Genomic DNA, 13,701 nt, shown 5'->3' on the forward strand with positions numbered 1-13,701 from the left:
GTTACGGGAGCGCGTCCTCGACGAGTGCCGCGAGCTCCGCTTCGGTGTCGTCGTCGGCGGGGCGGTGGGGCGACCGCACGGTCCCGGCGGGCTGGCCCCGCGAGCGCATCGCGGCTTTCAGCCCGGGGACGCCGTACTCGGCGGTGACGGCGTGGTTGAGGTCGAGCACGCGGCGGTTGACGTCCCGCGCGGCCTCGCCCTTGCCGGCGGCGTGCAGCTCCGCGATTTCGCTGGCGCGCTCGGGGACGACGTTCGACACCGCGAGGATGCCGCCGTCCGCGCCCGCGTCGAGAGCGGGCGCGAACACGCCGCCGCTCCCGACGAACAACTCGAAGTCCGCGTCCGCGGTTCTCGCGCGCGTGCGCTGGAACGCCGTGAGGTCGCCCGAGGAATCTTTCATCCCGGCGACGTTCGGGTGGTCGGCCAGCGACCCCGCGGTCTCGGGGCTGAGCTTCACGTCCGTGTACGCGGGGACGCTGTAGAGGTACACCGGTAGCGGTGACTCGTCGGCGACCTCCCGGTAGTACGCTTCCAGGTCCGCGTCGTCGTGGTCGAAGTAGAACGGCGTCACGACGAGCGCAGCGTCGGCGCCCGCGTCGGCGGCGCGCTCGGTCGCCTCGAGCGTCTCCCGGATGCCGGGGCTGCCCGTGCCCGCGAGTACGGGAACGTCGACGGCGTCGACGACGGTCTCGACGACCGCCGCGCGCTCGCCCGCGGTGAGCAGTTCGGCCTCGCTGTTCGACCCGCAGGGCACGATGAAGTCCACGCCCTCGTCGGTCACCCACGCGGCCAGGTCCGCGAGGGCGTCGTGATCGACAGCACCGTCCTCGTCGAAGGGCGTCGCCAGTGGCACACCGAGTCCGTCCATGCAGCCACCCACGACGGCCGGCGACGTAGGCTTTCGCGTCGAGCCGGCGGTGCGTCTGACGAATCTTTATAACCCGTCGGTAACCACGGACCACCTGGACGCGCGTTCGATTCTCCCCACCTCCCCCCGCGCGTCCGGCACTCCCCCACTCCCGCTTTCGATTCGAGTGAGAAGCGATTATATTCCACTCGCTCCTAGCGTCGCCCGAACCGTGACAGGTACGCTGCTCGCTGTCGGCGTACTCATCGCGTGTTTCGTCGCGTACAACGTCGGCGGGTCGACGACGGGACCCGCGTTCGGGCCGGCCGTGGGCGCGGGCGCCATCTCGAAGGTGGGCGCCGCCGCGCTCATGTCGGTCTGCTTCTTCGCGGGCGCGTGGACGCTTGGCCGCCGGGTCGTGGACACGCTCGGCGAGGGTCTGCTCGCCGACCCCGGCGTGTTCACGCTCCCGGTGAGCATCACCGTCCTGTTCTTCGTCGGCGGCGCGCTCCTCGTCGGCAACCTCTCGGGCGCGCCCGCGTCGACGTCGATGACCGCGGTGGGCGCCATCGTCGGCCTCGGGCTCGCTGCCGACAGCGTGAACTGGGCGGTCGTCGGGGAGATCGCGAGCTGGTGGCTGGTGTCCCCGGCGATCGGCTTCTGGGTGTCCGTGATGATCGGGCGGTACGGCTACTCGCGCGTCGACCGCGTGTTCGCCATCGACCAGACCGACGGCCCGCTGCTCGACGTCGAGTGGACCGGCCCGCTCCCGCGGCCCGCGCTCGGTCCGAACACTACCCGCCGCGAGTTCGTGGGGACGCTCGTCGTCGTCGCCATCGGCTGCCTGATGGCGTTCAGCTCGGGGACGAGCAACGTCGCGAACGCCGTCGCGCCGCTCGTCGGGAGCGGCGAACTCGGCATGAACACCGCCATCCTCGTCGGCTCCGCCGCCGTCGCGGTGGGCGCGTTCACGATCGCGCGGCGCACGATGGAGACGCTCGGCAACGACATCACCGACCTCCCGCTCACCGCGGCCATCGTCGTCGCCGTCGTCAGCTCCACTATCGTCGTCTCGCTGTCGGCGGTCGGCATCCCCGCGAGCTTCGTCGTCATCGCCACCATGTCCATCGTCGGCCTCGGCTGGGGGCAGGCGACCCGGACGTTCACCGTCGCGGACGCCGTGCGCGGCCGGGCGTCCCCGCGGGTGTCTGTCGGCGCGCTCACCGACGACGACGCACCCACCGTCGGCGACCCGGAGGTTGCGGGCGAGGACGCGACCAGCGACATCGGCGAGGACGCCCCCGAGGACCTCCCGGACAGCTCCGAGCTGTTCGACCCGTCGACGACCGTCCGCGTCGTCGCGATGCAGAACCTCGTCCCCGTCGCCGCCACCGTCGGGTCGTTCCTCGCGTTCGAACTCGCGTTCTTCTGAGACCGGCGTAGCGCCTTTTAGCGGACGGGACGAAGGGGCGAGTGATGCCACCGCTCAGTGGGCGACAGACGCAGTTCTACATCGACGTCGTCTACGGGATCGCGTTCAGTCTCGGCTTCGGCTACCTGCTGGTCTTCGGGATGGACGCTCGCGTCGCCGCGCTCCAGGGCGGCCTCGTGCTCGGGTACTTCCTGCGCGTCTGGGAGAACATGAGCATCTACGAGCAGATCCTCGAGGAGGAGGTCGCCCAGGAGGCCGAGACACAGGTCGCCGCGGAGGTCGAAGACCAGGTGTCGGGCGCGGTCGCCGACGAGGTGGAGACGCACGTCGAAGAACAGGTGGACGAACGCGTCGAGGAGCGCGTCGAGTCGGAGGTTAGCGACCAGGTCCAGGAGCGCATCGAGGACGCCGACCGCGTCAGCGACCCCTCGGCCTGACGCGCCGGCTCCGCCGCTACCCCGACCAGCCGCCGGGTACGTCGCCGCCGACGCGGTCGCGCCACGTGTCGAAGTCCGCGCTGCACTCGGGGTTCTCCTCGACGTGAATCATGAACCCCTTCCCCGGGGAGGCGACGTGCTCCCCGCAGAACGGGCACTGGTGGGGGTCCGTCTCGTGCGCGTCGGCGTTCGGGTTCTTCGCTGCCATACGAGACACTGGCCGCGAGAGAAATATAACTCTATCCCGAATACAGGTTATTCCGGTATAATGTGGTTATATATCAATTAAGACGTTCGAGGGGGTACTCCGACGCGGAGCTCACGCCGGAACGCGGAGCCGTGACTCCGCAGTGAATCGCTCGGAAGAAGAGCCCGGGCCGGAATCTGAACGTCGTCAGACGGTCGCTCCATCGGTCGCGCTGCGACTGACTGGCTCAAATTCCGGCTACGGCGTCCGCTCGTCACGTGGCTCCTCGCAGAAAGCCTAGGCCGGAATTTGAATCCGGGGTCTCGTCCTTACCAAGGACGCGCTTTACCGCTAAGCTACCCAGGCACGCATTCGTTAGAAGGCACGGGGACTTCTTTAGGCGTTTCGATTCAGCGGTCGGCGGTCGAGGTGGGGCTGACGCGGTCGTCGGCCTGCCGGCTGCCGACTCGGGCCATCACGTCCTCGATCTCATCGGGGAGCGCGTCGCCGGCGCCGGGGAGCGGGACGGCCGCGTTGTCCGCGAGCCCGACGACGTACTGGCGCAGCGCCACCGGCGTCTCGCCGCCCGCCGCGGTGCCGCCCGCGATGGCCGCGAGCTCGAAGACGTTCGACTCCAGCGAGCGCGACGTCGACGCGCGGCCCTCCTGCTCGTCGGTCTGCTGGCGGCCGAACTCCCGGACGGTCTGGACCGCGTGGCCGGCCGCCTCGGTGCGCGCGAGCAGCCGGAAGCCGCGCGCGACGAGCACGTCCGCCGCGAGCACGTCGAGGTCGTCGCCGGGGTCCTGTTCGTCGGTGTCCGCCCACGGCTCCTCGGCGACGAGGTCCCGCGTGGTGCGCAAGCCTTCGTAGATTAGCTGGACGCCCGCGGCCCGCCGCGTCACCGCGTCGTCGTCGGTCGACCCGTCGACGACGCGAGCGCTCAACACCGTGAGTACGCCGGGGAGCATCGAGGACGACGCGACGTGGTCGTCGATGACCGCCCGGAGCCCGTCGGGCTCGATGTCCGCGACGGCGTCCCGGGCGGCAGCCCGCGCCTGCTCGGCCTCCTCCATCGACGAAGCGTAGCGGCGGGAACGGCAAAGACCTTTGGAAACCGCCGCCACCGTCCGGTATGCTCCGCGTGACAGACGGTGACGCCGTCCGCGTCGCCACTCTCGACAGGCCGACCGTCCGGAACGCGCTCACGCCCGACGCCCTCGACGACCTTCGGGACGCGGTGACCGACGCCGACCAGCCGGTGGTGTACGTCCACGGCGCGGGCGACGCGTTCTGCGCGGGGGCGGACCTCGACGTCGTCCGTGGTTTGGACGGCCCGCGGGGCGAGGCGTTCGCGCGCCGCGGCCAGCGAACGATGAACGCGATCGAGGACAGTGACAGCGTCGTCGTCGCCGGTGTCGACGGCGCGGCCCGCGGTGGCGGCGTCGAACTCGCACTCGCCTGCGACGTCCGCGTCTGCACGCCGGACGCGACGTTCGCCGAGCCAGGCGTCTCCCTCGGCGTGTTCGGCGCGTGGGGCGGCACCCGCCGGCTCTCCGAGGCTGTCGGCGCCACGCACGCCGCGGACCTCTCGCTGTCCGGCCGCACAATCGACGCCGAGACGGCTCGCGACGTCGGCCTCGTCTCCAGAGTCGCCGCGGACCCGCGCGAGGTCGCCGAGGAGATCGCGGCCAACGACCCCGCGGCGTTGCGCGAGCTTACGGGCCTGCTCTCGATGGACGCGAGCCGCGAGGAATCAGACCGCGCGGAAGCCGACGCGTTCGCCCGCCTGCTCGCCGACGACCCGTTCGAGAACTAGGGAGAGGGCGGCACCGCGCGCTTGTGCTCGCTGCGCTCGTAGAGCCCGCGTACCGTCTCCACGACGCCGTCGCGAACGCCCAGAACGTCTGCGGTCGCGCGCGCCGGAACGTTCCCGTCGACGTGGAGCGCCAGCACCGCGTCGATCGTGTCGTAGTCGACGCCGAGCTCGCCCTCGTCGGTCTGGTCGGCCCACAGCTCCGCGGTCGGCGTCTTCGTCACGAGGTCCTCGTCGACGCCGAGGTCGCGGGCGAGCTGACGGACCTGCATCTTGTAGAGGTTCCCGATGGGGTGGCAGTCGACCGCGCCGTCCCCGTACTTCGTGAAGTAGCCGACGAGCGCCTCCGTCCGGTTCCCGGTGCCGAGCACCACGCCGTTCTCGTGGTTCGCGACGAGGTAGTTCAGCACCGCTCGCGTCCGCGCGCGAGCGTTCCCGACGGCGACCTGGTCACCCTCCGCTTCCGGGTAGAGCTCCGTGAGCAGGTCGACGACGGGGTCGATCTCCGCGACGTCGTACTCGATGTCGAGGTCTTCGGCGACGCGCTCGGCGTCGCTCATGTTCTGCTCGCTGGACACCTCCCCCGGCATCACGAGCCCGTGGACGGCGTCCGTCCCGAGCTCGTCCACGGCGAGGTGCGCGACGGTCGTCGAGTCGATACCCCCGGAGAGCCCGAGCACGCAGCGGTCCGCGCCCGCCGCCTCCACGGTCTCCCGGATGAACGACTGGATGCGGTCGCGGCGCGCCGCCAACTCCGACTCCGAGAACCGCAAGTCCAGCGGCGCTATCGTGTCTGGCGCAGTCATCGTCTCCGCGTTCGTCGGCACCCGACTAAAACCCACCCCCGACGGCCGATTCGTGAACGAACGTTCACTCCCGAAAACGCTACGTTCAAGTGGGACGGTCGGGTAATCGCAGACAGAGCGCTGTTGGTGGGCAAACCTGAAGGGTTTGCGAGCCGCAGAGCGCAAACACCGTGAGCGCGCTGGTGGTCTAGTGGTAGGACATGAGCTTCCCAAGCTCATAGCCCGGGTTCAATTCCCGGCCAGCGCACTTCTCTACGACCGAACCAGCCAGCGACGCTCGTGTCGCTGGCCGTTCGTACCGTCGTGAATGCGCGAGGGGATTGAGCCCTGCCAGTCGCGCGCAGCGAACGGAGTGAGCGAGCACGTCTGGCTCCGGTTCAATTCCCGGCCAGCGCACTTCGCAGTCTCACTTCGTTCGACAGCTCGTGCGCCGCCCGATGTCACGCTCGCTTCGCTCGCGTGACTCCCGGCCACGCATTTCTCGACTACCGAACCAGCCAGCGGCGCTCGTCAGGCGTAGTGTTCGTCGAGGTAGTCGACGATGTCGTCGCTGCCGTACAACGCCTCTTCACGGGTGGTGTCGACGAGGTACGGTATCTCGTCGTTGCCGCCGGCCTGCAGTTCGTCGTGGGCCTGTTCGTTGGTGACGTCGCCACCCTGATCGCCCGGCAGCCGGGGGTTGTGGGCGACGTAGGAGACGCCGAGTTCGGAGAGCTTCTCGCGGACCTTCGCGGAGTACGGACAGCCCTCCGACTGGTACAGTTCCAGCATGTTCGACCGTTCGCCGGCCAGACACGTAAACGTCAGCGAACCGGCGGGTGCGCCTCCCGCTGGACCCACTCGCGGAGGCGGGCGTGGCCGGCGTCGTCGTATCGAAGCGGCCGCCGCCACCACGGCCCCTTCCCGGAGTCCGCGGACCACTCCGTGACCGCGCGGTTGGCCTCGGTGCCGCGCGCGCCGCTCAGCGGGACCGCGCGGTTGTAGAGCCGCGAGTCGTCGGTACCGGCGAGCATCACGGCGGCGTCGAACGGGTCGCGACGCACGTGGGCGTTCCCCGCGAACGCCGCGCGCTCGCGCTCGGGAAGGTCCGGGAACTCGTCGCCGGGCACGGGGTCGCGGGCGAGCGTGAACTCGCCGATGAGGTACGTCCCCCAGTCGTCGGCCATCCACGGCGCGGGGTCGCTCGGTGCGTCCAGCGTGGCGTAGAAGTAGACGCGGTCGCCCGCGTCGAGGTCCAGCAGCGGGCGGGCCTTCACGCCGTGCGGGTCGCCGTACGTGTAGCCCTCGCAGCAGGAGTACTCCGCGAACGACGGGTCGAGGTGGACCGGCGTCTCGCGGACGTCCTCGGGAACGTCGAGCGGGAGGTCGAGGTCGGCGTACGTCGGCGCTGGCTCGACGGTCGGCTCGCTCTCGGGAATCGGCACGTAGACGAACGAGCCGTCCGCGCGCAGCGGTCCGCGGAACCCCGGCTGGTTCGTGTTCGCGGCGACGTTGACGGCGACCGCGCGCGTCACGGCTGCAGCTGCGCGACGCACTCGCGGCAGAACGTGTAGTTAGCGTCGTTCTCGGCGCCGCAGGACGGACACAGCAGCGTCGTGCCGTCCTGCTTCGCGCGCACGTCCGTCGGCTGGACGCGCTCGCTGACGCCCGAGGAGTCCGGCGTGCCCGCGTCCTCGCTCTGGAGGCGCCGCCACACGGCGAACTGCAGGGCCGCCACGAGCACCACCGCGAGCACGAACAACCCCCATTCCATGGGTGAACGTAACACGGGGAGCCTATTCAGCCTTGGCCCTTGCAGTCTCAGGCGAAAGCCGCTCAGTCACGCGTCTGGCGGGCTGCGGTCGCGCTGGAACTCGTCGAAGACGTCGATGTCGTCGGGGACTTCGTCGTCGAGGCGGCGCTCGGCTTGCCGGTTCACGCCCGCGTCCTCGACCGGTTCGGCGACGGACTCCCAGCCGGGCTTGATCTTGATGCTCTTGGCGGGCATCCCGACCGCGATGTGGTGGTCGGGGACGTCGTTCTGGACGACCGCCCGCGACCCGACGACGGCGTTCTCGCCGACGCGGACGCCGGCGCGGACGAGCGCGCCCTGCGTGACGCGGGCGTCGTCGTCGATGACGGTGTGGTAGTTCTCGACTTCGGTCTGGTCGACGACGTCGTGGTCGTGCGTGTAGATGTGGACGCCGTCGCTGATGCTCGCGCGGTCACCGACGTCGAGGTCGCCGCGGTCGTCGAGGTGAACGTCGTCGTGGACGACGACGTTGTCCCCCATCTCGATGTTGTGACCGTACGTCATCGAGATGCCTTTGAACAGCCGGACGCCGTCGCCGACGCTCTCGAAGAGGTGGCCGGCGAGCATCCGGCGGAAGCGCAGCGCGAACTCCACGTTGTCCGCCAGCGGCGTGTTGTCGAACTGCCGCCACAGCCACTGGAGGGGCTTCGAGCGCGCGAACGCGTCCTCGTCCTTCTCGGCGTAGTACTCGGACTCGAGGGTGGCGTTCCGCGGGTCGAAGTTCGCGAGCCGCGCGGCCGCCGTCGGCGACACGTCGCCGTCGTTCTGCCAGCTCTCGTAGGCGTCCCGGGCGCCGTTGAGGTCCACGAGCGTCTCCGTGACGGCGTCCGCGAGCTCGTCGGGTTCGCTCGCGGCCGCGAGTCGGTCGTCTACCTCCGAGACGAACCCGCGGAGGGTCGCCTCCGCGCCGTCCGGGAGGGAGACGTGGCGCTTGGTCATACCCCATCCTCGGCCGCCAGCACTGATAGTGGTTTCCGTCCCGACGTGGAGCCCCGGAACCGCCGCGGAATCCGCCCGCGAGCCGGTATAACCGTTGCCCTCGTCTCTCTGGAGTTGCCACCGGAACCACACCCGCTAAGTGCCAGTCGTTCTAACTCCGGGGTATGCAACACCGCGAACTCGGGAACTCCGGGGTCGAAGTCAGCGAAGTCGGATTCGGCGCGTGGGTCGTCGGCACCGACTGGTGGGGGGACCGCGACGAGGACGACGCCCTCGAGATGGTGGAGTACGCCCTCGACCAGGGCATCACGTACTTCGACACGGGCGACGTCTACGGCCACGGCCGCAGCGAGGAGCTCCTCGGGGAGGTGCTCGCCGAGCGCGGCGACGAGATGACCGTCGCGACGAAGGTCGGCTACGACTTCTACAACAACCCGCAGGCGGGCCACGGCGAGCTCCCGAAGGAGATGGACGTGGAGTACCTCCGGGACGCCGTCGAGCAGAGCCTCGACCGCCTCGGCGTCGACCACGTCGACGTGCTCCAGCTCCACAACCCGGACGTCGGCGAGCTCACGCCGGACGTCCTCGAACTGCTGGACGAGCTCCGCGAGGACGGCACGGCGGACGCCATCGGCGTCGCGCTCGGCCCGTCCATCGGCTGGCTCGCGGAGGGCGAGAAGGCCATCGAGGAGGCGTTCGACTCGGTCCAGTACGTCGGGAACGTGCTCGAACAGGACGTCCACAGCCACTTCGTGGAGTACGTCCGCGAGCAGGACGCCGCCACGTCCCTGATTCCGCGCGTCCCGCACTCCTCGGGCCTCCTGAACGAGCAGGTCACCCCGGACACGGAGCTCGGCGAGGGCGACCACCGCGGCTTCCGCCCGGACGAGTGGTACGAGACGGGCTGGGAGAAGGTCGACACGCTGCGCTTCTTGGAGCGCGACGGCGAGCGCACGATGGGACAGGCGGCTATCCAGTGGCTCCTGAGCTTCGACGAGGTCGCGACCGTCACGCCGACGTTCCGCTCGAAGGCCGACGTCGACGAGTGGGCGGCCACGCCGGAAACGCCCGCGCTCAGCGACGAGGAGCAACGGCGCGTCGCCGACCTCTACGAGGACAACTTCGGCGTCGACCGCTTCGACGGCATGAGCCACGAGGACTACCGCACGAGCGTCGACGGCGAGGACCTCCAGGACGCCGGCCTCATCGGTTCTGCTGACTGAGCCGGACGGCTGTCGGGAGAAGCATACCCGAGCGGAGCGAGGGTTTCACCGCGCGAACGAGTGGAGCGAGTGAGCGCGGCCTTTTTATCTGACTTTTTGGAAGGGGGTGCGCTCCGCGCACCTCCTTCGAAAATTTAGGCTAGGAAGACGTGCCGCGGGCGGTCGGCGAGGACGTCGCGGCCCCAGTCGACGGTGTCGGCGAAGTCGTCGCTGCGGAAGAAGCTCATGGCGTCCTCCTTGGAGGCCCACTGGCTGGCGATGAACATGTCGTCGTCGTCTTCGACGTTCACCATGAGGTCGGTCTCGAAGTGGCCGTCCATGTCCGCGAGGACGTCGGCGACGGTGTCGAACTTCTCGACGAAGTCGTCGGTGTGCTCGGGCTTGGTCTCGTAGAACATGCCCATGGTGCCGAAGCCGGACTCCTCGCCGACGCGGCTCGCGCCTTCCGAGGGCCCCTGGCCCTCGCGGGAGACGACGTCGGGGAGTTCGGAGAGGAAGCCGGCGGCGGTGTCGGCGGCGCTGGCGGTGTCCCAGATGGAGACGACGGCGGCGCGGTCGGTCTTGCGGCCGTCGTAGACGGCGGTCTTGACGTGGGTGCCGTAGTGGTCGAAGTTCTCGCGGAGCCCCTCGACTTCCTCGAACAGCTCGTCGACGTCGGCCTCGGAGTAGAGGACGGTCGCGTAGACGTCCTCGCCGTGGGGCTGGCCGGCGTAGATGTCGAGGTCTTCGAGTTCGCCGCGGATGCTCTCGCTGTCCTCGTCGCCGCCGTGGTCGTGGTGGCCGTCGCTGTCTCCGTGGCTGTGCCCGTCACCGTGGCCGCCTCTGCCGTGGGAGTGCTCGCTCTCGCCGTGGTCGTGGTGGGCGTCCTCGGGCGCGGGGACTTCCTCGCCGGCCATGTACGCCGAGAGGTCTTCGGGCGGGAAGCGGCGGCCGACGTAGAAGTCGCCGAACTCGCCGTACTTCGAGGACGCGGGGTCGAAGCGCATCTCGTAGACGATGTCCTTGACGTCCGTGAGGTCGTCCGCGAACAGCGTCACGCCCCACTCCCAGTCGTCGAGGCCGACCGAGGACGCGATGACCTGACTGATTTTGCCGGCGTACTGCTTGCCGACCTCGCCGTGGCCCGCCATGAGCTCGGCGCGCTCCTCGAAGGAGAGGTCGTACCAGTTCTGCTCGGGCTGGCGGCGCTTGCTCATCGGGTAGAAGGAGACGTACGTGTCCTCGGGGATCTCGGGCGTGAGCTTCCCCTCCATGTAGTTCCGGAGCCCCTCGTCGACGCTGTCGGGATCCTCGAAGTACTCGGGGCTCGTGTAGCCCGAAATCTCCGTGACGGAGACGTACGAGTAGGACTGCTCGGTGTACTCCGCGAACGTCGTCCCCTCGAACTGGCGCTCGATGCGGTCGAGTTCGTCGAGGCTCTCCCGGAAGTGCACGAACAGGAGGTCGGCCTTGTGGCCGGTGATCGAGAACACCGCGGAGTCGCCCTCGTCCGCGTCCGCGAGCGCCTCGCGGTGTTCGAGGAACGACTCGGCCTCCGCCAGCGCGCTCTCGCGGTCGCGCTCGGGGGCGTCCCGCCACGCGTCCCAGTCCACGGTGCGGAAGTCGTGGAGTGCGAACCAGCCCTCCTCCGTCTGCGGCGCGTCTACCATGTTCGGCTGTTGGGATTCGCCGTAGAAGGGTTTTCCTAACGAGCCGCGCCAGCGGACGATAACAGCCCGCGGTAGCCGATCGACCAGCCGGTAGCGGGTAGACGAGAGGGGCGGCGGGGCTTTCGAAGACGCGTCCGCGACGAAATCACCCGGGTGAACAGATACGCCGAAACCGACCTCGTCGCCGCGACCGAAACGCTTTCCCGCCGAACAGCGAAACCTGTGGCCGAATGCGTAAGAGCGGTCCGCCGAAGGGACTCGTCTCGTATCTGGTGCTGGAACTGCTCGAAGAGCAACCCCGGTACGGGTACGAGATTCTGAAGGAGATCGAGGACCTGAGCGGCGGACACTGGGAGCCCTCGTACGGCTCGGTGTACCCGATTCTGTACAAGTTCGAGGACGAGGGGTACGCCGAGCGAATCGAGGTCGAGGACGAGCCCGACCGCAAGTACTTCGAGATCACGGACGCTGGCCGCGAGGAGCTCGCGGAGAAGCGCTCGGAGGTCGGCGGCACGGCGGACGACGTGACCGACGTCATCCTGGGGTTCTACCACGTGTTCGCGGTGCTGGCGACCGACGAGCGGTTCGGCGTGGAGAACCCCGAGGAGGGCGAGGGGTGGCGCTTCGACGAGGCGTTCTCGGCGTGGATCGCCGAGCAGCTCATCCGCCACCACGAGTACTACTTCGAGGACTTCGAGCGCGTGCCGGACACGCCAGAGGAGTTCGCCGAGCGGATGGGCCTCGACGAGTAGCCGCTCCCGCCTAGCTCAGTAGCTGCGGTCCGAAGAACATGATGACGAGCGCCGCGAGCATCGTGAGCCCGATGCTCGTGGTGATGGCGCGGGTGACGGCCTGCCGGTCGTCAATCGGGAGGCGGGCGGTGAACGCCTCCGCGACCGTCCGCAGCAGGTGGCCGCCGTCCAGCGGGAACGCGGGGATGCAGTTGAAGAACGCGAGGTTGAGGTTGATCCACCCGGTCCACAGCAGGACGTTCGCGGTCACGAACACGGCGCTCTCCGGTAGGGCCCCGGAGACGACGTAGAAGTTCTCGTTGACGCCGGCGAACCCGGGGAAGTTGAACGCGAGCGTGGGGTCGATGATGCTCAACAGCGGGAGGAACAGCGCGGCGGCGATGCCCTGCAGGAACCCGACGAGGCCGCTTGCGGCGCCGCCGAGCAGCAGACCGAGCCCGGTGCCGCCGTCGACGTTCCCGGAGGCCAGCGAGAGGAACGCCTCCGCGGGGTAGAGCTGTGCGCCGAACCCGGACGCGGTGAGGCCGCTGACGCCGGGGGCGATGGCGCCGCCGAAGTAGCTCGACCCGTCGTCCTGCTCGCCGAGCGTGACTTCGTAGGACTCCGCGGTGCCGTTGACGTACGCTTCGACGGTCACCGTCTCGCCGGGGTCGTGGGCGTCGAGGGCGTCACGCATGTCGCCTCCGGTGGCGATTCGCTCGCCGGCCAGCCGCGTCACGATGACGTCCTCCCCGCCGGGCAGACCGTCCTCGTCGGCGGGGCCGTCGGGGACGACGGTGACGAACGCGCCGGCGGGCGCGGTGACACTCGTGCCGTTGGCCGTTTCGAACGTCGCAACCGTCCGGTCCTCGACGGCGGCTTCGAGCTCCGCTTCGGTGTACACCTCGGTGTCGTTCACTTCCGAGAGGACGCTCCCGGTGCCGAACTCCGCCAGGGGAGAGTCCGCGGCGAGCGCGGTGACGAGCAGGTGGCGGTCGACGGTCACCTGCTCGCCGCCCGCGAGCGTCATGGTGACCTCGCGGCCCGGCGCGTCGTCGAGCGCCCGCTGGAACTCCGTGTTGTTCGCGACGGGGGCGCCGGCCACTTCGGTGACGCGGTCGCCCGCGCCGACGCCGGCGGCGGCGGCCGCGGAGTCGTCGTAGACGTCGCCGACGAGCCCGCCGCTGGCGACGCCGACCGCGCCCGCGACCGGACCGAACAGCAGCGCGAACGCGAGGACGACGACGAGGAAGTTGTTCGTCACGCCCGCGGCGAACATGCGGGCGCGGGACCCGCGGTCCGCGCGGCGCTGGCTCTCCTCGTCCGGCTGGACGAACGCGCCGATCGGCAGCACGGCGAGCAGCACTGCGCCCATCGAGTCCACGTCGATGTCCTCGACGTAGCAGAGCAGGCCGTGGCCGAACTCGTGGACGACCATCCCGACGAACAGCCCGACGACGATCTCGGGGGCGACCGACAGCGGCATGAAGTCGCTGACGCCGGGGATGACGAGCGCGTTCCGCGGCTGGTTCACCGCCGACGGCGCGGGCGGGTTCGCGAGCGTCTGTGCTGCCGACGTCACGAGCATGAACAGCGTGCCGGCGGCGACGACGAGCGCGATGCCGAGCCCGAAGTTCCCCCACGCGCGCCAGAACCGCTTCGGGGCGGCCGCTCGCTCTAGCAGCCGCTTCCCGCGCTTCGTGTGGAGGGTGAGAACCGGGCCGGTCGCGGAGACGAACGACGGCAGCAGGTCCCGAGCTTTCGCCCACGACACGGCCGCCCAGTACGCGAACAGGGCGACGGCGAGGACCGTCCAGATATCCATTACGCGAGATTCAGGGGTCG

Annotated in this window: 15 protein-coding genes and 2 tRNA genes; 6 read left to right on the plus strand and 11 right to left on the minus strand. The window is 69.5% G+C overall.

Annotated elements, in window-relative coordinates:
* Position 1 precedes the first annotated feature (1 nt).
* Positions 2-868, minus strand: a complete 867-nt coding sequence (locus tag G9C83_RS09130) for a dihydrodipicolinate synthase family protein (RefSeq protein ID WP_167245836.1) — start codon at positions 866-868, stop codon at positions 2-4.
* A gap of 211 nt (positions 869-1,079) precedes the next feature.
* Between G9C83_RS09130 and G9C83_RS09135 the strand changes: the two genes are divergently transcribed.
* Both G9C83_RS09135 and G9C83_RS09140 read left to right on the plus strand, forming a co-directional pair.
* Positions 1,080-2,279: an inorganic phosphate transporter gene (locus tag G9C83_RS09135; RefSeq protein WP_167245837.1), complete on the plus strand. Its 1,200-nt coding sequence runs from the start codon at positions 1,080-1,082 to the stop codon at positions 2,277-2,279.
* Between the two features lie 44 nt (positions 2,280-2,323).
* On the plus strand, positions 2,324-2,716 hold the full coding sequence (locus tag G9C83_RS09140; RefSeq protein ID WP_208288678.1) for a hypothetical protein: 393 nt from the start codon (positions 2,324-2,326) through the stop codon (positions 2,714-2,716).
* Positions 2,717-2,732: 16 nt separating this feature from the next.
* On the opposite strand, the gene G9C83_RS09145 is transcribed toward G9C83_RS09140, so the two are convergent.
* The 3 genes from G9C83_RS09145 to G9C83_RS09155 form a co-directional block, all read right to left on the minus strand.
* Positions 2,733-2,924: a hypothetical protein gene (locus G9C83_RS09145; protein ID WP_167245838.1), complete on the minus strand. Its 192-nt coding sequence runs from the start codon at positions 2,922-2,924 to the stop codon at positions 2,733-2,735.
* Positions 2,925-3,197: 273 nt separating this feature from the next.
* Positions 3,198-3,269 (minus strand) — tRNA-Thr (locus G9C83_RS09150).
* Between the two features lie 44 nt (positions 3,270-3,313).
* Positions 3,314-3,976, minus strand: coding sequence for a hypothetical protein (locus G9C83_RS09155; protein ID WP_167245839.1), 663 nt, complete (start codon positions 3,974-3,976; stop codon positions 3,314-3,316).
* Between the two features lie 59 nt (positions 3,977-4,035).
* Between G9C83_RS09155 and G9C83_RS09160 the strand changes: the two genes are divergently transcribed.
* Positions 4,036-4,719: an enoyl-CoA hydratase/isomerase family protein gene (locus tag G9C83_RS09160; RefSeq protein ID WP_167245840.1), complete on the plus strand. Its 684-nt coding sequence runs from the start codon at positions 4,036-4,038 to the stop codon at positions 4,717-4,719.
* On the opposite strand, the gene G9C83_RS09165 is transcribed toward G9C83_RS09160, so the two are convergent.
* Positions 4,716-5,522 carry an NAD+ synthase gene (locus G9C83_RS09165; RefSeq protein ID WP_167245841.1) on the minus strand — a complete coding sequence of 269 codons (807 nt, stop codon included), beginning with the start codon at positions 5,520-5,522 and terminating at the stop codon, positions 4,716-4,718. The genes G9C83_RS09160 and G9C83_RS09165 overlap by 4 nt on opposite strands.
* Positions 5,523-5,698: 176 nt before the next feature.
* Here G9C83_RS09165 and G9C83_RS09170 point away from each other — a divergent pair.
* Positions 5,699-5,769: transfer RNA gene (locus G9C83_RS09170), tRNA-Gly, on the plus strand.
* Positions 5,770-6,032: 263 nt separating this feature from the next.
* Here the strand turns inward: G9C83_RS09170 and G9C83_RS09175 are convergent.
* The 4 genes from G9C83_RS09175 to G9C83_RS09190 all read right to left on the minus strand — a co-directional run bounded on the left by G9C83_RS09175 (position 6,033) and on the right by G9C83_RS09190 (position 8,253).
* A complete protein-coding gene (locus G9C83_RS09175; RefSeq protein ID WP_167245842.1) occupies positions 6,033-6,293 on the minus strand; it encodes a glutathione S-transferase N-terminal domain-containing protein in 261 nt (86 codons plus the stop codon).
* 32 nt (positions 6,294-6,325) lie between these two features.
* Positions 6,326-7,036 (minus strand): hypothetical protein, encoded by a 711-nt coding sequence (locus G9C83_RS09180; protein WP_167245843.1) that lies wholly within the window; start codon positions 7,034-7,036, stop codon positions 6,326-6,328.
* Complete coding sequence (locus G9C83_RS09185; RefSeq protein ID WP_167245844.1) at positions 7,033-7,275, minus strand: zinc ribbon domain-containing protein; 243 nt, start codon at positions 7,273-7,275, stop codon at positions 7,033-7,035. The genes G9C83_RS09180 and G9C83_RS09185 overlap by 4 nt, the downstream gene beginning before the upstream one ends.
* A gap of 66 nt (positions 7,276-7,341) precedes the next feature.
* Positions 7,342-8,253 carry an acyltransferase gene (locus tag G9C83_RS09190; protein WP_167245845.1) on the minus strand — a complete coding sequence of 304 codons (912 nt, stop codon included), beginning with the start codon at positions 8,251-8,253 and terminating at the stop codon, positions 7,342-7,344.
* A gap of 164 nt (positions 8,254-8,417) precedes the next feature.
* Here G9C83_RS09190 and G9C83_RS09195 point away from each other — a divergent pair, with 164 nt between their 5' ends.
* The gene (locus tag G9C83_RS09195; RefSeq protein ID WP_167245846.1) at positions 8,418-9,476 is read left to right on the plus strand and encodes an aldo/keto reductase; all 1,059 of its coding nucleotides are present in this window, start codon (positions 8,418-8,420) and stop codon (positions 9,474-9,476) included.
* Between the two features lie 134 nt (positions 9,477-9,610).
* Here the strand turns inward: G9C83_RS09195 and G9C83_RS09200 are convergent, their stop codons facing one another.
* Positions 9,611-11,125, minus strand: coding sequence for a heme-binding protein (locus G9C83_RS09200; protein WP_167245847.1), 1,515 nt, complete (start codon positions 11,123-11,125; stop codon positions 9,611-9,613).
* 230 nt (positions 11,126-11,355) lie between these two features.
* Between G9C83_RS09200 and G9C83_RS09205 the strand changes: the two genes are divergently transcribed.
* Positions 11,356-11,877: a PadR family transcriptional regulator gene (locus tag G9C83_RS09205; protein WP_167245848.1), complete on the plus strand. Its 522-nt coding sequence runs from the start codon at positions 11,356-11,358 to the stop codon at positions 11,875-11,877.
* Positions 11,878-11,887: 10 nt separating this feature from the next.
* On the opposite strand, the gene G9C83_RS09210 is transcribed toward G9C83_RS09205, so the two are convergent.
* A complete protein-coding gene (locus G9C83_RS09210; RefSeq protein ID WP_167245849.1) occupies positions 11,888-13,681 on the minus strand; it encodes a site-2 protease family protein in 1,794 nt (597 codons plus the stop codon).
* Positions 13,682-13,701: the final 20 nt, after the last annotated feature.

It is taken from the genome of Halobacterium sp. R2-5 (assembly GCF_011734195.1).
Classification (GTDB): Archaea; Halobacteriota; Halobacteria; order Halobacteriales; family Halobacteriaceae; genus Halobacterium.